This window comes from Bacillus sp. FSL W8-0102, assembly GCF_038007225.1.
Taxonomy (GTDB): domain Bacteria; phylum Bacillota; class Bacilli; order Bacillales; family DSM-4216; genus Bacillus_O; species Bacillus_O smithii.
Genome location: NZ_JBBOWT010000001.1, coordinates 185,572 through 205,794 on the forward strand (window position 1 = coordinate 185,572; position 20,223 = coordinate 205,794).

The 20,223-nt window shown below is 40.2% G+C and carries 16 protein-coding genes and 2 pseudogenes; 11 read left to right on the plus strand and 7 right to left on the minus strand.

Annotated features, from left to right (window positions below):
- Nucleotides 1–331 precede the first annotated feature (331 nt).
- Nucleotides 332–2,674, plus strand: a complete 2,343-nt coding sequence (gene helD, locus N1I87_RS01010) for an RNA polymerase recycling motor HelD (RefSeq protein WP_341100233.1) — start codon at nt 332–334, stop codon at nt 2,672–2,674.
- A 566-nt stretch (nt 2,675–3,240) separates the two neighbouring features.
- Here helD and N1I87_RS01015 read toward each other — a convergent pair.
- The gene (locus N1I87_RS01015) at nt 3,241–4,443 is read right to left on the minus strand and encodes a transposase (RefSeq protein WP_027725900.1); all 1,203 of its coding nucleotides are present in this window, start codon (nt 4,441–4,443) and stop codon (nt 3,241–3,243) included.
- A gap of 407 nt (nt 4,444–4,850) precedes the next feature.
- Between N1I87_RS01015 and N1I87_RS01020 the strand changes: the two genes are divergently transcribed.
- From N1I87_RS01020 to N1I87_RS01055, 8 genes are all read left to right on the plus strand, one after another.
- Nucleotides 4,851–5,240, plus strand: a complete 390-nt coding sequence (locus tag N1I87_RS01020) for a VOC family protein (protein WP_270584681.1) — start codon at nt 4,851–4,853, stop codon at nt 5,238–5,240.
- Nucleotides 5,241–5,656: 416 nt separating this feature from the next.
- Entirely contained in the window at nt 5,657–6,406 is a 750-nt protein-coding gene (locus N1I87_RS01025) for an SDR family NAD(P)-dependent oxidoreductase (RefSeq protein ID WP_341100236.1), read from the plus strand.
- A gap of 287 nt (nt 6,407–6,693) precedes the next feature.
- Entirely contained in the window at nt 6,694–8,376 is a 1,683-nt protein-coding gene (locus N1I87_RS01030) for a hypothetical protein (RefSeq protein WP_341100238.1), read from the plus strand.
- A 421-nt stretch (nt 8,377–8,797) separates the two neighbouring features.
- A complete protein-coding gene (locus N1I87_RS01035; protein WP_341100240.1) occupies nt 8,798–9,124 on the plus strand; it encodes a DUF3870 domain-containing protein in 327 nt (108 codons plus the stop codon).
- A gap of 66 nt (nt 9,125–9,190) precedes the next feature.
- Nucleotides 9,191–10,357, plus strand: a complete 1,167-nt coding sequence (locus tag N1I87_RS01040; protein ID WP_341100241.1) for a DUF819 family protein — start codon at nt 9,191–9,193, stop codon at nt 10,355–10,357.
- 36 nt (nt 10,358–10,393) lie between these two features.
- Entirely contained in the window at nt 10,394–11,452 is a 1,059-nt protein-coding gene (locus tag N1I87_RS01045) for a dipeptide epimerase (RefSeq protein WP_341100243.1), read from the plus strand.
- Nucleotides 11,453–11,471: 19 nt separating this feature from the next.
- Nucleotides 11,472–12,491: a C40 family peptidase gene (locus N1I87_RS01050; protein WP_341100245.1), complete on the plus strand. Its 1,020-nt coding sequence runs from the start codon at nt 11,472–11,474 to the stop codon at nt 12,489–12,491.
- Between the two features lie 236 nt (nt 12,492–12,727).
- Entirely contained in the window at nt 12,728–13,480 is a 753-nt protein-coding gene (locus tag N1I87_RS01055) for a MerR family transcriptional regulator (RefSeq protein ID WP_341100246.1), read from the plus strand.
- A 395-nt stretch (nt 13,481–13,875) separates the two neighbouring features.
- On the opposite strand, the gene N1I87_RS01060 is transcribed toward N1I87_RS01055, so the two are convergent.
- From N1I87_RS01060 to N1I87_RS01070, 3 genes are read right to left on the minus strand one after another with little or no spacing between them, the layout of a single operon-like run.
- Nucleotides 13,876–14,556, minus strand: a complete 681-nt coding sequence (locus tag N1I87_RS01060; RefSeq protein ID WP_341100248.1) for a nitrilase-related carbon-nitrogen hydrolase — start codon at nt 14,554–14,556, stop codon at nt 13,876–13,878.
- A 20-nt stretch (nt 14,557–14,576) separates the two neighbouring features.
- A complete protein-coding gene (locus N1I87_RS01065) occupies nt 14,577–14,897 on the minus strand; it encodes a nitrilase-related carbon-nitrogen hydrolase (protein WP_341100250.1) in 321 nt (106 codons plus the stop codon).
- Entirely contained in the window at nt 14,897–15,058 is a 162-nt protein-coding gene (locus N1I87_RS01070; RefSeq protein ID WP_341100251.1) for a hypothetical protein, read from the minus strand. The genes N1I87_RS01065 and N1I87_RS01070 overlap by 1 nt, the downstream gene beginning before the upstream one ends.
- A gap of 404 nt (nt 15,059–15,462) precedes the next feature.
- Here N1I87_RS01070 and N1I87_RS01075 point away from each other — a divergent pair, with 404 nt between their 5' ends.
- Entirely contained in the window at nt 15,463–15,969 is a 507-nt protein-coding gene (locus N1I87_RS01075; RefSeq protein ID WP_327825004.1) for a HEAT repeat domain-containing protein, read from the plus strand.
- 280 nt (nt 15,970–16,249) lie between these two features.
- Here the strand turns inward: N1I87_RS01075 and N1I87_RS01080 are convergent, their stop codons facing one another.
- Nucleotides 16,250–16,732, minus strand: coding sequence for a (2Fe-2S)-binding protein (locus tag N1I87_RS01080; protein WP_341100254.1), 483 nt, complete (start codon nt 16,730–16,732; stop codon nt 16,250–16,252).
- Nucleotides 16,733–16,880: 148 nt separating this feature from the next.
- On the opposite strand from N1I87_RS01080, the pseudogene N1I87_RS01085 reads away from it, so the two are divergent.
- Nucleotides 16,881–17,012, plus strand: a pseudogene (locus tag N1I87_RS01085) (zinc ribbon domain-containing protein); the annotation flags it as partial.
- Nucleotides 17,013–17,071: 59 nt separating this feature from the next.
- On the opposite strand, the gene N1I87_RS01090 reads toward N1I87_RS01085, so the two are convergent.
- Together N1I87_RS01090 and N1I87_RS01095 are read right to left on the minus strand one after the other, a co-directional pair.
- Nucleotides 17,072–17,806: an FAD binding domain-containing protein gene (locus N1I87_RS01090; RefSeq protein ID WP_341100255.1), complete on the minus strand. Its 735-nt coding sequence runs from the start codon at nt 17,804–17,806 to the stop codon at nt 17,072–17,074.
- Nucleotides 17,793–20,130, minus strand: a pseudogene (locus N1I87_RS01095) (xanthine dehydrogenase family protein molybdopterin-binding subunit). Before N1I87_RS01095 ends, N1I87_RS01090 begins: the two are co-directional and overlap by 14 nt.
- Nucleotides 20,131–20,223: the final 93 nt, after the last annotated feature.

Here is a 20,223-nt window from a genome sequence, read left to right on the forward strand (position 1 = left end):
TATTTGCATTAGCTTCCCTTTTATTAGGCTCTGTTATGGGGTGATAACGGTATTATGCTTGATATGTTCTTTGACGGATTTCTCAATAAATATGATTCGTCCAACTTTACTTTCACTGATTGAATATATGGATATCATTTTTAAAGTCAATTTTGTTACATCATAGAGGCGGTAGTGTTAAATACATTGATAAAATTGAGAAATTATGATAAATTAAGTTAGAAATACATTTCGTTTATTTTATATAATTAAAATATCCCATTTTAATTATATATCATATAATTCCTTTAGTCAATCCCCATTTTTCATTTTTTTAAAGGAGTGATTGATATTGAAAACAGAACTTCGGCGGGAGCAAGAACGATTGGACAGCATAATGGAGATCATTGCAGAGCAAATCGGCATGCTGGAAGATGAAACCCTTAGGCGCAGGAAAGAAGTGATTGATACGCGCAAACATTTTTGGGATGACGTCAAGGTGAATACAGATACTTTCGACGATTATCTTGAGACGATCATCGCCTTGAGACAACAGGCTCAGAACCTGTCTGTCAGCCAAAGCACCCACAGACAATCCTTCAAGAGGTTGGCCACGCTGCGCCGCATGCAGAAGGTGCCTTATTTCGGACGGATCGATTTCACTGAAGAAGGGGATTCCGTCGCCGAACGAATCTATATCGGTATTTCCACGCTCACGGATACAAGCGGAGAGAACATCCTTATCTACGACTGGCGGGCGCCGGTCTCGAGTGTCTACTACGATTACGCACCCGGTCCGGCCGAATATGCTACACCTGGAGGCGTAATTCGCGGCACGCTGGAGAAAAAATGGCAATATATCATCCGCAACGGCGTTATCCAATCGATGTTCGATACCAGTCTCACCATTGGAGACGAGATTTTACAGCAGGTGCTTGGCAGAGTCACGGACAAACATATGCACAATATCGTGGCTACTATTCAAATGGAACAAAACCGGATTATCCGGCATGATCGCGGGAGGATGCTCATTGTGCAAGGCCCCGCTGGCAGCGGCAAGACATCGGCCGCCCTTCAGCGGATCGCTTACTTGCTCTACAAGTACCGGGACAGGCTGAAGGCCGATCAAATCATTTTATTTTCACCGAATTCGATGTTTAATAGCTACGTGTCCAATGTGTTGCCCGAACTCGGCGAAGAGAATATGCAACAGGTCACATTCCAGGAATACTTGGACCATCGGCTGAGCAAAGCATTTCAAGTCGAGGGTCCATACGAGCAACTGGAATATGTGTTGACTGCAGCAAATGACCCTTCATACCGGACCAGGATGGCGAACATCCGATTCAAGGCATCAACCCGTTTTTTCGAGGCGATTAAAGGATACTGGAAGTCGCTGGCGTCCTCCGGCATGCTATTCAAAGATATTCTATTTAGAGGAAAAGCGATCGTCACCGCTAAACAAATCGCGGAAAGGTTTTACAGAAGCGACACCTCGCTCCGCTTTCACAACAGACTTGAAAAGCTGACGGAATGGCTAAACAAGCAAATCGATGAAGCGGAGAAAATTGAACGGACCAAGCCATGGGTACAAGAAGAAATCGAGCTGCTTAGCAACGAGGATTACCATAAAGCTTACACTCATTTACGGAAAAAACGTCGCTTTAAAGGAGATTCGTTAGACAATTATGAGATTGAGACCGAAGCGATTGGCGAATTGATCGTCCGCAAAAAATTGAAGCCGTTGCGCAAACGGATCCGGGCGCTTCGTTTCATCGACTTTAAAGGGATATACAAGCAGCTTTTCGCCGATCCGACGCAGATCAAACTGTGGTTGGAGGGGGAAACCCCTGGGGAGTGGGAGGATATTTGCCGATTGACGGTGAAAATGCTAGACGAAGGCAAACTGTTTTATGAAGATGCAACTCCGTTTTTATTCTTGAAAGATCTGATTCAAGGCTTTCAGACGAACATCTCGATCAAACACGTGCTTGTAGACGAAGCACAAGATTATTCTTCGTTTCAATTCGAGTATTTGAAATGTTTGTTTCCCTCGGCAAGGATGACCGTGCTCGGCGACTTTAACCAGGCGATCTACGCCCATGCCAGCGAAACGGCCGATTTTCAAACACTGACCGACTTATACGGAACGGATGAAACGGATGTGATCACCTTGAATCGCAGCTACAGATCCACAAGACAGATCGTCGAATTTACGCGCGGACTCGTGCCCGACGGCGAACGGATTATTGCTTTTGAGCGCGACGGTGATAAGCCTATGCTGACGAGAGTTTCTGATCATGCAGAACTGCACCGCTGTATTGCTTCCAAAGTCGCAGAATTGCGGAATCGGGGGTATAATACGATCGCGATCATATGCAAATCTGCTGCGGAAAGCACCGCCGCATACGAAGCACTGAAGAACGTTGAAGAAGTGAAGCTCGTGAAGAGCGGCTCTGCCGAATATGAACAAGGCGTTGTCGTCATACCGGCGTATTTGGCCAAGGGCATCGAATTCGACGCCGTCATCATTTATGACGCATCGGCGCAAGTATACGGTGATGAGAGCCTGCGCAGATTGTTCTACACCGCCTGTACACGGGCTATGCATCATTTGGAGCTTTATAGTGTAGGCGAACCGAGCCCCTTTTTGAGCAATGTTGCGCCGGAAAGTTTACTTCTTATCCAAGGTTAACACGAGACGGGTCGGGGCTGGTCATTTCAAACCCGGACTGGACCTCCCATGTGGGGCCAGTCCACTTTTATCTAATATCATCAAAGATCTTTTCCATGTCCATGCCATTCGGTATATCAACGATCACTTCTTAAACGAAAAGAGAATATCTTTTTTCTAGGTCCACCAGGGAATTCTGTAATGTCCGATCCGGTAACGAAAAAGGGCGTATTGAAGGACAAGCCAAATCTTAAAACAGCTAGATAAGAATCCATTTTGATTAATCTTTTTTTAAAATGGATTCTTCTTTATTTATTATAAATACAGGTTTGTGAGATATTTTTGATTAAACTTTATTTCAAAGCACCACTTGAGATCTTCTTATGCCAAGAGGTGGTGTTTTTTATTATTTATTTTGGATTATCTTAATCCACCATTTTTATGAGCATTTTGCAAAATTAGATTTTTATTAAAAAGAGTTTTAAAAGAAACCCAAATAAATTGGGGTATTTTGTATCTTTGGTTTACAAATATTCTGTTTGTCCTTTTTTGGGCGTACTTGCAGAATTTTTCGCTTTAAAAATTTTTTAAGCGGTTTGTTGCTTTTTACTCTCTTTTGCCATTGCGAGAGCTGAAACCAGTAATACGATGGCGTTCAAGTAAATATGAGTTTTTACTTTATCGATTCCCCACACATGCAGGGAGTTCGCTGTAAGATAACTTTTCATTCTTGAATTGCACCGTTCTACACTGGTTCGCTCATTGTAAAGTTCTTTCCAACGTTTGGAATCGCGGTGTGGATTAGAGTACCGGCGAAGATCCTTATTCACGTTAATTTTTACTACCATTCCATAGTTGGAGGATGAACAGGCTGCCATTCCTAATGGGCAATCCACTTTTCCGGTTGCGTGTGGACATCTGAATTTGAGCTGATCCTTATTGGCTCCCCAATAAGTCATTTCGTACCCCATCGAACAGCGTGGGGTTCCATTGGAGGCAATTCCTTCGGGAGGCTCCTTTTCATTACGCAAATTGAGTGGAATAATAGCTTGAGCCCCAATGTTCTTGGCGGATTCGTAGTTTTTAAGCTGGTCGTACCCACCATCCATTATCAGGAAATCAATTTTAGAGTTTGTACAACTCTTTACTTGTTCAATTAATTGTGGTGCGACATCCCCATCGTTGATATGAGCAGGGGTTACTTCAATCGCCATTGGTAATTCACTTTTGGTGTCAACGGAAAGATGCATCTTATAGCCAAACCAAGTAATTTTATTACCGAAGGAATCAAACTTTGCCCCCCAATTGGCGTTGCCTGTTTGTTCACTTCGCTTCTTAGGCTGCTTCTTTTCGTAAGCATCAATGGCGGCACTGTCGATAGCCTGATGTTTTCCATCAATTACTCCTTCCTCTTGAGCTAACTGGACGAGATCTTGAAAGATTCTTTTCACAAGTCCAGTTTTGGTTAGTGAAGAAAATACTCGGCTAAGAGTAGAGATGGATGGTGCAGGCCTGCTAATATCTAAACCACATTGGTAACGAAAACGCAGGTCATTTTTCAATCGATTGTGAAGAGAAGTAAAAGTATCAATACCTTCTAATGGGGCAGCGATAAGAGCCCTTAATATCCCTTCTTTGGAATGTCCTTCAGCCCCTTGGGGTGAAGAACTTTTCAATTGTTTAGCATAAGGACGCAAATCTAGAGCACTAAAAAAGATCGGTAATTTCTCTTTTGACTCTAAAATTTGCAATTCTTCAAAGGAAAATAGACTTTCTTGTAGAATATACAAAGTGACTTCCTCCTTGTGGATTTTTGTGGTTTGGTCACTTCAAAATTCTACAAATAAGGGGTGAAGTCCTTTTTTATGCTTTAGAAAACCTTATGGCTCTTGGGTTGAAAAATGTGCAAAATGCTCTTATAAAAAATAAATTCAAATCTGTAAGAGAAAAATCCATTTTTAATCAAATTAAAAGATAGGAAAGCAAGCGGGCCGAGTGAAAAGGGTGAAAGACTAGACTCAGTTTTCCACATGTATTGTTAAAATTAGGGAGAAGGTTAGAAGGAAAATTTTTTTGTGCGGCACTTGCATTTGGTATAATGTTAAGCAGTTATATGATTGAAATGGAAAGTATAATGGAATACACAATAGAAAAACATATGAATATGAATTGAACTGGCAGAAATGGAGAGAAGCAAATGATTCATCAAGTCGGTCAGATTATGCTGTATGTCAATAATCAAGATGAGGCATTGAAATTTTGGACAGAAAAAATTGGGTTTTGCGTAGTTTCTGAAGAAAATAATGGCCAAGGACTGAGATCGATCGAAATTGCTCCAACAAAGGAAGCTGAAACGAGTATTGTTCTCCACAATAAGGAATTAATTGCTAAGATGCATCCGGAAGTAAATCTTCATACACCTTCGCTCCTGTTTTACTCAGAAAATCTCGATCAATTATATAAAGACTTTTCGGATAAAGGTATCACAGTTGGAGAAATTGTAAGCATGCCCGGCGGCAGAGTTTTTAATTTTGCGGATAATGAAGGAAATTACTTTGCCATCATGGAAAAAAAGAAAATCAAATAAAAGAAACAAAATCCACATGACTAGGATAAACATTAACGTTCCTGATCCAAAGGTTTTGCTGAATCCAATTTCAGCCGGCCTTTGGTATTTTTTTGCTTGAAAATGGGCCAGTGTCATTCACATTGTGAGTATCAATAATATGGTGTAAATGGAATACCATCTTCAACTGTTTTACAATTTTTCGCTAATTCCTGAATCAATGTGGCCTTTTCGCTTTGCATCAATGGTCATCTTATTAATGGTAAGTTTCAGTTACACAAAACTTCTTATATCCTCACGCCTTTGGGTGTTTCCATTTTTTAAAAAAAACGAAACTGAATGTCCGGAATATATGGACAAAAAACCGATATTAGTGACATATTTTGCAATGGGGAAAACAGGGTCATTAATTGAATACGAAAAAGGAGTGAGATTCCATGAACTTTCAAGATCAAGTGGTGGTTGTAACGGGAGCGGGGAGCGGAATTGGCAAATCCGTCGCAGAACAATATGCGAAAAAAGGGGCAAAAGTGGTCATCGCTGAGCTGAATGCAGAGACAGGAAATGAAGTTGCTAGACAAATCAAAACGCAAGGCGGAGAAGCGGTTTTTATTCAAACCGATGTGCGTGAGCCGAATGATATTATTCATTTATTTAAGAAAGCAAATGAACTCTTTGGGAAAGTGAATATTTTAATCAACAATGCAGGAGTTTCTCGGTGGAAAGACCCGCTGGAGCTCACGGTGGAAGAATGGGAAGATATCATCCATACGAATTTGCGGAGTGTCTTTCTTTGTTCACGGGAAGCGGCAAAATATATGAAAAAGAATGAAAATGGCGGTGCGATTGTGAATATGGCTTCGACTCGTGCCTTTATGTCGGAGCCTCATTCGGAAGCTTATGCGGCGACGAAAGGTGGAATCGTTGCATTATCTCATGCGTTGGCTGTTTCATTTAGCCCTTATCGTATTCGTGTCAATTCTATAAGCCCGGGTTGGATTGAAACGAAAAATTACGAGAATTTGAACGAAATCGATCACTCTCAACATCCTGCGGGGCGAGTGGGCCGTCCTATTGATATCGCGAAAGGATGTCTTTATTTAACCGATCCTGAGAATGATTTTATTACTGGACAAAACATTGTCATAGACGGCGGCATGACGATTAAAATGATCTATGAAGAATGAAGTGTGAGTTTTATTTAGAATATAGGTGCTTATGGACATAGCAATAGAATATGGGGAGGAGGGCGCCCTGAAAGTGGAAAGATGGGGCACCCTCTTCATTTTTAGATCAATTATTTTGCAGAATAATTGGCCTTTACGAGATAAGCACAAACCCGCATTTTATCCGCCCTCACAGTTCTTTTGTTCAATCAAACTGTAAAATATTCACTTTTATAACTTCAATCGGGTAAAATGAAACCATTTTCCAGTATATTCGTAGAAATACAAGAAGAGAAAGGAGAATGGAAATGGGATCAATCATATTGTTATCCATTATCATTGCTTTTGGTACAGCGGTGCTTGTTGTACCGATGACGGGGGGAAATAAAAAAGGAAAGGCATACATAACGGGGAAAGGGAAGTTCTTTATAAGCATCGTCGCGGTTGTTTTTATCGTGGCCGTTATCGTGTATTATGTGACGAACATCGACCGCAACTGGACGGCTTTATGGCCATTGTTCATGATAACGACTTTATTCGGGTTTTTCTTGGCGGATGGGAAAGAACGGCTCATCAAAGGGGTTCTTTTTTTAGGAAGTTTAATCGTGGCTGTCTATATGCTTTCAGCGCCATTATGGAATGCGAATGAAAAATATAAAGTTGCCAAAATGGATCAAAAAGTAGATATAGAACCGTTTGATGAAAAAGAGAAGCCAGCCAGTGTTCCGCCTAAATTTGCGCGGAATAAAATGAAAAAAGCGTTTGGGCAAGTTCCGAATGCGAGCTATTATGAGCTGGGAAATTTGCAAATTCAAAAAGTAAAGGGCGAATATGTATATATCGCACCGGTAGAGTTTTCCGGATTTTTTAAATGGTGGAAAGGGAAAGTGACCCCCGGCTACTTTATGATGAGTGCGACAAATGCAGACGATAATCCGAAATTTGTGAAAAGAGAAATGGCGTACACACCATCTTCTTTCTTCCAAAAAAATGTAGAACGGCATATGCGCTTAAAATACCCGACGAAAATTTTTTATGGTGAACCGCAGTTAGAAATTGACGATGAGGGAAAACCTTATTACATTCGTACGTACGGGCATTTTATCTCGGCACGGAATGGTTTTCAAACAACAGGAGTCGTTGTCGTCGATCCGGCAACGGGTGATACAAAATCTTATTCTTTGAAGAAAGTGCCGGCTTTTATAGATGGCGCAGTATCTCCTGAGGCTGTCAGTTTGCAAAATCGTTATTTTGGTAAATACGTTCATGGTTTTTGGAACAGTATTTTCGGAAAAAGAGATGTCAAATTACCAACTGATGAAGGAACCGAAGCCAATGTAAGTCCTGTTTTTGATGATCATGGAAATATGTACTACTTTACCGATTTCACGAGTCCTAAAAAAGATGTTGACTCCATGCTCGGCTATTCATTGACCAATGGCAGAACGGGAAAAGCGACGTATTATACAGGGAACTTACAGGAATCGTATATGGATTCACAAGGAGATTTGCAAATTATCGAGAAAAAATTTATTGAGAAAAAATGGAAAGGTTCGATGCCGATTCTTTATAATTTTTACGGTGAAGCAAGTTGGTTAACACCTGTGCTAGATTCGAACGGCTTTTTGCAAAAATATTTCATCGTCTCTGCTGCCAACCCTGAAGTATCTGTATACGCAGACACACCAAATGAAGCACTAAAAATGTACAAAACGGCTCTTCAACGCAGCGACAGCACCGTAAACGGCAGTTCAAAAGCAGATGCTAAAACCGTTGCTGGCACGGTTGTGCGTGTATTTAAAGAAAGAGTGGGTGATTATACGAACGTATCATTCTTATTGAACAATAAAGAAAATTTTGTTGTCAGCTCAGAACTCGTACCGCTCGCTATTTACTTGCAGCCGGGAGATCGAGTAAATGTGAAATATTTAAATACGGGAGAACTATTTTTGCCGGTAAAAGAGATGACGATTAAAGGTCTCGAAAAATAAGGAAAAGTGTTTTTGCTCTTTGAAAGATAGAGTTACATCTTGCCGCTTCCTTTTGATAGATTAGATGTTTGTGGGGTTCAAACATATCAGTCTGAAATCGAGGGAGCGGCAAGTTTTTATTTATGTTAGTGGTGATGCTTAAACTACTTTCGCTTTAGAGATTCATCGGCATATGGAAGTGGGTTTTTAACGGGGAAATCACTTAGAAAATGGAATAAGTAGAAAGAAGTTTTTTGCTCGATTTATTATTGGAAATTTCGGAAAATATAAAATTTTTCTATTGATAAATAAATTGTTTCATGATATATTTCAATATAAATCTACTAATCCTAGAAAAGCGGATACTCGATACAAAATTCTCCAAGTGACCGCTTGTGAGTCATTTGTATTGCCTGTATTGCGCTTTAAGGAGAAGAATCCAATGCATTATGATTCTGATACCATTTACATTATCGGGGATGCTAAGGCACCTCTAAATAACCCCATTACGAAACATTTTAATCAATATTTTATAGGATTAGTGGTAGATCGTACGAGTGGAAAAATTGTGGATGTAGAATGTTCTGCTACCATTCAATTAACCGTGCAATTCCTTAAATCTATTTTTGTAGGAAGAAATATAGAAGATCCTGTATTAATACATGAAATTAGTCAACGTTATTTTGGTTCCTCACAAAAGGCGCTTATCGTTGCTTTTCAAGATGCGCAGAAAAAATATAAACAAATTGTAGCTGCTTTGTCTACATAAACCTAGACAAAATCCAGCCTGACGAAAAGTTGGGCTGGTTTTTATTTTGTTAAGGAGGCGAAATGGGTGATCAAAGACGGCTTTATGTATTTAAGTGTGTTGGTTGCATTTGCGGCTCTTATGGTTGGTATTGAAAGAAGATTCAAAGGGAATCGTATTTTGAAATTTATTCCGGGAATTGTACTGATTTATATTGGAGCAGCACTCATGCAAACGTTTGGTTTGTTTGCTAATAATGAGTCGATTGATGGAGTCTACAATCAAGTCAAAGGGGCATTATTGCCCGCGATGCTTATGCTCATGCTGTTAAAATGTGATATTCGAAGTATAGCAAAATTAGGCCCTAGAATGTTAGGAGGTTTCGTCGTTGCCGTTATCAGTATTTTTTTAGGTTTCGTCATCGTATATGCACTCTTTAAGCCATTTTATGTGGCTGATACTTGGAAAGCATTTGGCGCTTTGTCGGGTAGTTGGACGGGTGGTTCAGCCAATATGGTGGCCCTTCAAGGAATTCTCAATGTTCCTGAAAATATTTTTGGATACGCATTAATGATGGATACGATTAATTATGCGGTGTGGGTGATGTTTATGTTTTGGCTTGTTCCATTTGCTGATTCTTTTAACAGATGGACAAAGGCTGATGTGAGTTTTATTCAAAAAGGTTTTAATGAAGTCGCTGCTACTGACGAAAAAGACGCGCAAGGAACGCAATTTCATCATTTATTGTATTTATTAGGAATTGGCTTGCTTGTTTCGGCTTTATCCACTTATTTAGGCAATCTCTTGCCGGAAGTGGGAGCGGTGATCAATGCCACTAGCTGGACCATTATGATCGCTTCTGTTGTTGGTCTCGTATTAGCTGTCACTCCTGTTGCCAAAATGCCTGGAATTTTGGATGTTTCGAATGTGATGCTTTATATAGTTGTGGCATTGATCGCATCACGTTCCGATTTTTCAAACTTAACACAAGCTCCTATTTATATCATTTCAGGATTTTTCATTATGTTGATCCATCTTATGATCATGCTTTTATTAGGTAAATTATTTAAATATGACTTATTTACTTTGGGAGTCGCAAGCTTAGCCAATATTGGGGGGATGGCTTCTGCCCCGATGCTAGCCGCGGCATACAATCGAGCGTTAATTCCTATAGGGGTGATTATGGCTTTATTGGGTGCTTTTATAGGAACGTATTTTGGAATGTTGGTAGCGAAAGTTTTGGCCATGATCTAATGGAGCCATAAGTGCATATAGAAAGGGAGAGATTTTGTGCGGATTGATAGTTTGAAGATTAGTCGCGAAAAAACCAGATTACACACCCCTTTTAAAACCGCTTTAAGAACAGCTGTTGAGATAGATTGTATTCAAGTAGAAATTACGCTCCATAACGGAATAAAGGGGAGAGGGGAAGCATCTCCGACGTACGTGATTACGGGTGATTCTACTGAAAGCATCGAAGCCGCTTTAAATGGACCTATTCGTGAGGCACTCATTGGATCGAATATTTTCCATTTTCAAGAGGCGCTAAAGCGAATACAAACATGCTGCGTTGGAAATACAAGCGCAAAAGCGGCAGCCGATATAGCTTTATTTGATGCTTATTGCAAATTATGGAATATACCATTGTTTTCGTTCCTTGGTGATCAAAAGCCTATTCAGACGTGTATGACCATCGGTGTTGATGAACCAGAGGCCATGGCAGCAACAGCGCTAGAGAAGGTGAAAGAAGGATTCCGTATTTTAAAATTGAAAGTCGGGGAAGATCCAAAGCTGGATATGGCAAGAATCGAAACCATTATAAAGACTGTTCCAGATGATATTAAGTTAAGATTAGACGCCAATCAAGGATGGACGCCAAAACAAGCAGTAAAGCTTATTCGCGAATTACAACAAGAAAACTTTCCTATCGAATTTATCGAACAACCCGTAAAGGCGCAGGATTTAGAAGGACTAAAGTTTGTAACGGAGCGGGTAGATATTCCGATTATGGCGGATGAAAGTGTTTTTTCTGCAAGAGATGCTCTAAAAATTGTATCCGGACATTATGCAGATTTATTGAACATAAAATTAATGAAATGTGGCGGGATCAGTGAGGCGATCAAAATAGCCAGTATGGCCGAAGCAGCAGGAGTAGCCTGTATGATTGGGAGTATGATAGAGTCGCCTCAATCAGTAGGAGCAGCAGCTCATTTAGCGGCTGCTCATCCAAATATTCAATATTTTGATTTAGATGCTCCGCTTTGGTTATCCACAGAACCTCAATATTTAATATACGAGGGGGAAAATATTACACTACCAAATAAACCTGGCATTGGAACCGTTTCCTAGTGAAAAGGGGGTAGGAGAAATGAAAAGAGCCGTTATTTATTTGGTCACTTTATTTGTATTAGCGGTTGGATTTAGTCAAACTGTACAGGCGAAAGAAAAAGACCCGGTTGTTGGAAATTCTGCCTATATTGATGTGTCAGTCGCCACTTTATGGACGGCGCCCAACAGTTTACGGCCAGTGGATTTCCCTTCTGCCACTAATCCTGTTGACATGCGAAAATGGACATCTTCTATGACTTTAGAAGAGCAGCTGCAATTATCAGATGATGGTATGCTGGAGACCCAAGCTTTGTACGGAAATAAAGTGACGATTCTTGAAAGAAACGGAGACTGGGTGAAAGTGGCTGTCGAAGGACAACCAACCCCTCGAAATGAACTTGGATATCCGGGATGGATGCCTGTTCATCAATTAACTTATAACAAGAAATTTGCAAGAAGTGAACAAAAACCGTTTGTGATGGTAGAATCGCCAACGACCTTTCTCTATCAAAATGCTTCCTTGAAAAAGAAAGGAATGGAAATTAGTTTTAATACAAGATTGCCTTATGTCTCGGAAACAAAGAAAGCCTTTAAAGTTCTGCAGCCTAATGGAAAATATGCATGGATTTCTAAGGCTGATAGTCATTTTTATCAATCTGAAAAAGCCATACCAAAGCCTACGGGTGAAGATTTAGTGAATACAGGGAAGAAATTTCTTGACCTCCATTATTTATGGGCAGGCATGAGTGGGTTTGGATTTGATTGTTCAGGATTTACTTTTACCATTTATCAATCTCATGGCATTACAATACCTAGAGATTCAAGCGTACAAGCACAATATGGTCAATCAGTGCCATTAAACGAATTACAACCGGGTGATTTGCTATTCTTCGCATACGATGAGGGGAAAGGGAAAGTTCATCATGTGGCGATGTATGCCGGAAATGGTATGATGATTCATTCTCCCAATTCTAAAAAGAACGTAGAAATAATTCCTGTCCATACACCAGGCTATTATGAAGAATTGTCTGGAGCAAAAAGATATATTCCGGAGCCATAAAAATCGTTCAAAATTTAGAATGGAAGTGTTGAATGGAGTAAAAAAGCTTCCATTCTTTTTTTATGATTTTATCTTTTTGTAAATGATGGCATAATAGCCATTCAATTTATTTTATCAATTGGTTTACATTGGAAAAAGATTCATAAACGGAAAAACAAATCATGTTGGAGTATTGAAGTTTTGGTTGACTCTCCCGTTGCGTGATACTTTATATTGAGTAGCAAGGAGGCAAGGCGATGGGAATGAAAGTGAAAGAAGTAGCGGATTTAGTGGGGATTAGTGTTCGTACGCTGCATTATTATGATGAAATCGGATTATTAGTTCCAGAGGAGACAACCGAATCAGGATATCGCTTGTACTCGGATGAAAATCTTGAAACACTGCAGCAAATTTTATTTTTTAAAGAACTAGGATTTCCATTAAAAAAAATTAAGGACATCATTTATAATCCTTCTTTTGATCGGCAAGAAGCGTTGGAGCTGCAACGACAAATGTTGATGGAGAAACGAGAGCGGCTTGATCAAATGATCGCCACAATTGAGAAAACGATTAAACATATGAAAGGAGAAATACAAATGTCCAACAAAGAAAAATTTGAAGGATTTGACTTTCGTCATCATCCATACGAAGAGGAAGCGCGGAAACGTTGGGGCGATGAAGCGGTGGATAGAGCGAATGCGAAAGTGCGGAACATGACTAAAGAAGAACAAAAAGCGTTGTCGCAAGAAATGGAATCGATTTATCAAAAACTTGCGGCTCTCCGTCATCAGTCGCCAGAATCCGAAGAAGCACAAGCGGCCATTAAAGAATGGTATGATTTTTTGAACAACCACTTCAATCAATATTATACACTTGATGTATTTAAAGGATTAGGTCAGCTGTATGTCGAGGATGAAAGATTTACGAAAAATATTGATCAGTATGGTGAAGGCCTAGCGGAATTTATGCGTGATGCCATGGCTGTCTTTGCGGATAAAAACAAAAAGTAATGTGGGGTCTGTATTTCTGTCTTTAGATTTCATACAATGGAGTTCATCACATACACTATTTTTTAAAACCAGTTTTGTTAGAAAGAAAAAATGGTGAAACAAGAGATCTCTTGTTCAGATGACAATCTTTTTTGGGGAAACTTAATGAGTTTATCCTTCACCTTTACAAAAAAAGAATGATCGAACGGATTATATATAAGAAAAGAATATTTCTGGGCAATGAATGGAGAAAAGTGTCTATGATCATCTTGGATGACCTCCATTCCATCACCACAGAAGTATTCTTGAAAAGAATGACTTTACTATCTTGTTTCTCTTTACTGTAAACGTTCAAATAAAACAGAATATTTGGATCTTTTCACTCGCAGATTAGGTTGCTTATTTTTTGGAACGATTTAAACAGTTACTTTTGTTTTCGGTTTACTTAATGTGGATTCAATCTTTTCAAGAACTTTTTCTAGTTTTTCAAGCGGTACTTCTGTGCTTTCTGAAATATTTTTTAAATTTTGATAGGTAAGTCCTCTTGAGCTGCGGAGAAGATTGTTTTGTTCATTGTCATGCAGCAATATTTGAACCGCATCTGGTCTTGAATAGTGGCCTAATCCGTCAAATACTACTTTTGCTGCCTTAATTTCATTCGCGTGGCAATCGGCGTAAACAATCGTATCGTCGTTATAAACGGGTCCAGCGATATATTCACCAAATGGATTGACAATCGCAGCTCCGCCCACAGCCCAACTAAAATCCATCTCTGGACTATCAATAAAATGTCTATGTTCAGGTTCGAAATCTTGTTCTCTTAACAAACCAGCTACGCTAATAACAAAACTTCCCGATTCAAAAGCGTATTCTCGAATGGCAAACTGCAAATCACATGGATCTCCAGGTTCCGTTGTAGTATGGAAAATTCGGCCTTTTCTTTCACCGCTGCTTGTCTTTTGTCCAAACGTCCAAGTTCCAGGCCAATTGGCGATATGGAACTCTTCCCCCATCAACATTTGGGCTGCTCTTACTAAAATAGTGTGATGTTCCCAGCAAATAAGAGAACCGATTCGTCCAATATCCGTTTGATACACATTGAGATCACTGCCGTCTCCTAGACCGTGGTATAGACGTTCATTAAAGTAGGCATTAATTTACGGTGACGTCCTAATATGGAACCGTCAGGACCAAAAAGGATTTGACAATTATATAATGTGCGTGCTCCATCCGTGTCATCTATTTCGTTCACTCCCATTACACAATAGACTCCTGCTTCGCGACAAGCTCTTCCGATTATTTCAGTGTCTTCACTTGGTATGGCGACAGAGTTGTTTTGAAGTGCAATATTCCACTCAGCCCATTCATCTATTTGGCTGGCGTAACCGGCTTTGTAATAGGCGGGAAAGACGGGAATATAAGTTTCTGAGAACGCCACTAATTTCGCTCCATTTCCTCCCGCTTCTTTGATTCTTTGACAAGCCACTTCAATAGATTTTTTGTTGAATACAATTTGGGGGCTTGTACTGCCGCTACACGCACTGTTTCATGGCCTCCGAAAACGGATTTGTTCAACTTTTCGTTTCTAATTTTTCCCATAATTGTCTCCTCCTTCAAATATTAGGATCAATTTAAGTTTATTGCGAAAATTAAGAATAGTAAATACAAAAAACCAAATATTTACAATATATTAACAAAAAATACAAAAAGAAGCTGTGCAGCTCCCTCTTTATTTAGCTTAGCAATGAACCGGATTTATCTATGAGTGCGGTACTTTTCACATGAGATTGCCAATTTTTAATAGGATATTTTTACAATAAAAAAGCTGCGTCTTTCAATACTGTTAATCAAATATGGTTTGTACATCCTTTAATGAATTGTTTTCCTCAAAGAAGATAAACAATTAAAAGGTATTGCGTTACTGATGTCAAAATTAATCATAAGCCTGAATTTTTTTATTGAAACTTATTACAATGCGAAAAAGTACAATGGGAGGTTGATCGATGGTACCTGAAGATCAGAACAAACAAATGATTGAACAATTAGGAAGCAAAAACGTTGCGGAGGCCTTTGGTGCCATTAAAAATTTGAAGCGAAAAGGAAAGGAAGCTCTTCCCTATTTGATGAAAGCTATTGAGGAGAGCGAAGAATCCATTCGTGTGATGGCAGTCGTAGTATTGGGGGAAATGGAAAAGGAGGCTGTACAGGCGATCCCTGTATTGCTGGAGTTGTTGAATGAACAAAATGAGCAGATGCGCATGGCTGCCGCCTTAGCATTAGTGAGAATTGGCGATGATAGCATCCAACCGTTAATGGATTATTTAAAGTCCTCTGATAAGAGGGGCTCCTTTTGGGCAAGCTGGTCGTTGGCTTTATTGAATGCTTCTTTATTGGAAGAAAAATCTATTAAGGTACTTTATGAAATACAACAAACTTCAAGCAATCCTGTAGAAAAAATGGCAGCCGAAGAAGCATTGGGAAAAATCATTGGAGATCATCTGAAATCATAAAAGCAGACGTTGCATAAAGCATAAGGGTCTTTTTCGTGCTGTATCATTCAATGAATCTATTTGGCTATATTAGGATGGAAGGTGGGGCAATTAAACAAACAGATAAATTTTGTAAAATCGGCTGGCTTACTGTTTTTTTCATGCTTATCATGAAAAAGTGAGAATGAAATGATAAGGGAATAGACTTTTTCATCGAATAAAAACATGTATCGTGTTTTGGATACATGTTTTTTATGGAGGAATTTAGTGTGGGTCGATTTCAGCCGGATAGACTTTTTCATTATGAACCGCTTCGATAACTGGCCAAAACGGACTTCACGGCTTCTTCTATTTCTTGATAGCCTGTACATCTGCATATATTGGATTCAAGCCATTCTTTTATCATTTCATCGGTTGCATCTGGGTGCTGCTTTATTAACGCATGACAATTCATAATAAATCCTGGTGTACAGTATCCGCATTGAAAAGCAAATTTTTCAATAAATGCCTTTTGTATAGGCGTGCCGTCTAATCCTTCAATCGTTGTCATTTTTTTGCCAACAGCCTCAATGGCCAGCATAAGACAAGATTTCATTGGCATATCATCTACATTAATCGTACAAGCCCCGCAATCTCCGTTTAGACATCCAGGTTTTGCACCGGTTAATCCTAATCGGCTTCGAAGAACATATAGCAGTGTATCCGCGGGTCTAAAAGTGGCCATTCTTTTTTCTCCATTCACATCTAAAGTAGCGCTTATTTGAAACATATGATCATTGTGCATGCTCCTCCCCCTCCAGCGCGGTGAATATTTCTTGAAGTGTATTTTTGAAAACGAATATCCGATATTCCGATGACCCCTCTGTATCATTAAGAATGGGGGTTGGCAGATGATGAATGGCATGCTCGATTCTTGTTTCGAGAGGTAGTTGTGTTTGAATGAAAAAGAAATGCCATTATCTGAACGTGTATATAAATGTACTTGCGGCATTGTATTAGATCGTGATCACAATTCAGCAATCAATATCAAAAATGAAGGATTGCGCTTGTTAGAATTAGCATGAAAATACAAACTCCCGGAACAGGAGGGTTAGCTCGGTCAATTTCCTGTCATGAGACAGGATTACCCGAGAAGCCCCCACTTCAAGCAACCCGAAAGGGTGGTAAGTGGAGGGTAGTTCACATCATCCTCTATTTGTTTAGATCGAAAAGGAAAGGGACATAATCCGCTAAAAGCTGTCCGTATACCTTCTTTCGTTTTCATCGCTGCAATGGTCACAAGTGGATAGCCGGTATCCCATTGCCTTCGTTTTTTTATACTGACAGATGGTACAGAAAGATCATTCCGGTTGGTGACGATTTGCACTAAGAACTCTCCTGTTTGCAAGCGAAGTTGTTTGTAAAAAACATCTTGTATAGGAACACGCTTTATTCCGGATGGACCTGCAATCACTACTTGGCTATTCGTTAGCAGAAAAGGCAAAACCGCTTCACGATAAAAAATTTTCCCGCAAATATTTCCTCCTAAAGTAATCTTGTTTCGTGCTGTATGATCAGCCACTTCACTGGCTGTTTTGCTCAACAATGGAAACACATTCGCTTTTTCTATTTCGGTTAAAGTGAGTGCAGCTCCCATCACAAGATGGTGTTTGTCCACCTGCAGCACCTTGCATTCAGGAATGTCATGAATGTCGATCACTGCTCCGGGAGTGACGAGATTCAATCTGCCGAGGGTAATAATCTCCGTTCCCCCTGAAAAGTAGATCGGCCTCTTTTTTTGAATTTGTAATGTATAAAATAATTGAACCGCTTCGTTAAGCGTGGAGGGCTTATAGTATTCAAAGTCAAACGAAATCATTTTGTACCCCTTTCTTTCTTCTCCAAATGAATTCAGGGACAAGCGGCAATTGATTGAGCTGGACTCCAGCGGCAACGGATAAACTGTTGGCTAGCACTGCCGGCATACCTAATATTCCATGTTCCCCAATGCCGCGTGCACCATATGGAGCATCAAGCTGAGGAGTTTCTACAAAATCCACTATATATTCCGGATTTTCGCTGTAATGAATCGGTGTCTATATGTTCGAAGCTGAGAATTTTGAATTCTTCCATAGCGGTCAAAAATAAATGTTTCTCTGCCGGCAAAAGATAGTCCCATGCTCATGGCGCCCATCACTTGGCCTTTGGCTGCTTTTTCATTTAATACTTTTCCGATATCAATCACGGAAATCGCTTTGATCACTCGATAGGTAAAATCTTTTTTATCAAATTCAATTTCTACTCCTTGTGCCCCTACCGTCCATTCAGGACCTGGCTGACCTGCACCCGTATCAGGATCCAGATGAGTCATATGTCTTAAAATGTAATTTCCTCTTCCGATCACTTGTCCTCCGATTGCATTTCCGTTCGGATATTGATAGCCGTACGCCACGTCTTTTATATCAATGCCCACTTTTGGATCATCTCTTAAAAATATTCTTCCAAACCCAACCTCAAGATCTTCAGCAGAACATCTCAAAACACAGGAAGCGATCTCTTTTAGCTGTCGGATGGCATCGTCAGCCGCTGCCAAAACTGCCCGCCCTGCCATAAATGTCCCCCGGCTGGCAACCGTTTTCCAATGTTCGGGAGTCGTTTGTGTATTGACTTTCATTTGAACATGAATTTGATCTATGTTCATTTTCATGCGTTCAGCAAGAATTTGAGCCAAGATCGTCTTTGTGCCTGTTCCAATCTCCACCACACCAGAAATGAGGTTTATGCTTCCATCTCGATTGAACGTTAAAATAACGCCCGAACTGGCATCGGGGTCGATGGTAGACGTTTTCCAAATACAGCTGACACCTTTCACGCGAACTTTTCGTTCATCGATTTCTACTATTGATCCTTCGTCCCAATTTATTAATTCTTTTAGGCGGTGAATGCATTTTGGCAAATTTCCTAGATTACTGTTATTAAGAAGGACTTGAGTGGGTGTTGTATGTCCGGGAAGTATAGCGTTTTTTAGACGCAACTCAAGCGGGTCCATCCCGAGTTTCTCCGCCAGAATGTCCATGGTTCGTTCAAAAGCAAATAATACCTCGGAATGGCTAAATCCTCTGAAGGCTGTGGCGTAAGGATGATTGGTATACATGCACAAAGAGTCGCACCATACATTTTCAATATGATAAGAACCTGTACAGTCAACGGCACCGGCCCTGCTGATATCCGTTGATTTATCAGAATAAGCACCGCCATCAAATAAATAAACAATCTCCGCGGCTTTCAGTAATCCGTCTCGGGTACAGCCAAGCTTTACCCGGGCATCGAGCCCTATATATGGCATGGGGCCGTTAATATGTCTTCTTCTCGTGAATAAATGAGTTTTACCCGCCTGCCTCCTGTGGCTTTAGAAGCTAGAAATGCCAGGATCTCCCATTGAACAGAGGCTTTTCCGCCATAGGCCCCTCCTACTAATGGAGTATTTACAACAATTTTGCCGAGGTCTATATTGAAATATCGGCTGATCCATTTTTTAATCATAAAGGGAGCTTGAGAGGAAGAAGTGATATGCACATAGCCGTCACGGTGAATTTCAGCGATGGCACATCTCGTTTCCATCGCCGCATGATCGGATGGAGAAAATGAAAAATTTTCTTCAACGATCAAATCGCTTTCCAGCCAGCCTTTTTCCATGTTACCTTTGCGTATTTTGGTTCGGTTGGCGATATTCGTATTTGGTTCCGGATAAACACCTTGTGTTCGCTGATAAGTATCGAGTTTTTCGTGTACAAGGGGCGCATCGCTTTTCAGTGCCTCGGATGGGGAATTAACTACTGGAAGAGGTTTATAGGTTATTTTTATTAAATCCGCTGCTCGCTTGGCCAAAACCGGATGATCGGCAACGACGAGGGCTACCGGTTCTCCGTAGTAACGGACTTTTCCAACAGCAATGGGAGGACGGTCTTGTATCTCTTCACCAATAAGCGGAAGTTCGGGAGATCCGGTTAGAATGGCTCGAACACCTGGCACTTTTTGAGCTTCTGACGTATCAATTTTTTCTATTTTTGCGTGGCCATAAGGACTGATCACCATTTTGACATGCAACATGTCCGTTGATTGTTCATCCGCTGTATATTTTGCTTTTCCTGAAACTTTATCCAGGGCTTCTTTTCGGTAAATGCTTTTACCGATGATATTCAATTTACTTTTCCACCTTTCTTCTAAATGTTAACGGTCATTGAATTTCTGAATATATGAACCTGTTTTGATAATCGTCCGATCAATCTTTTTTTA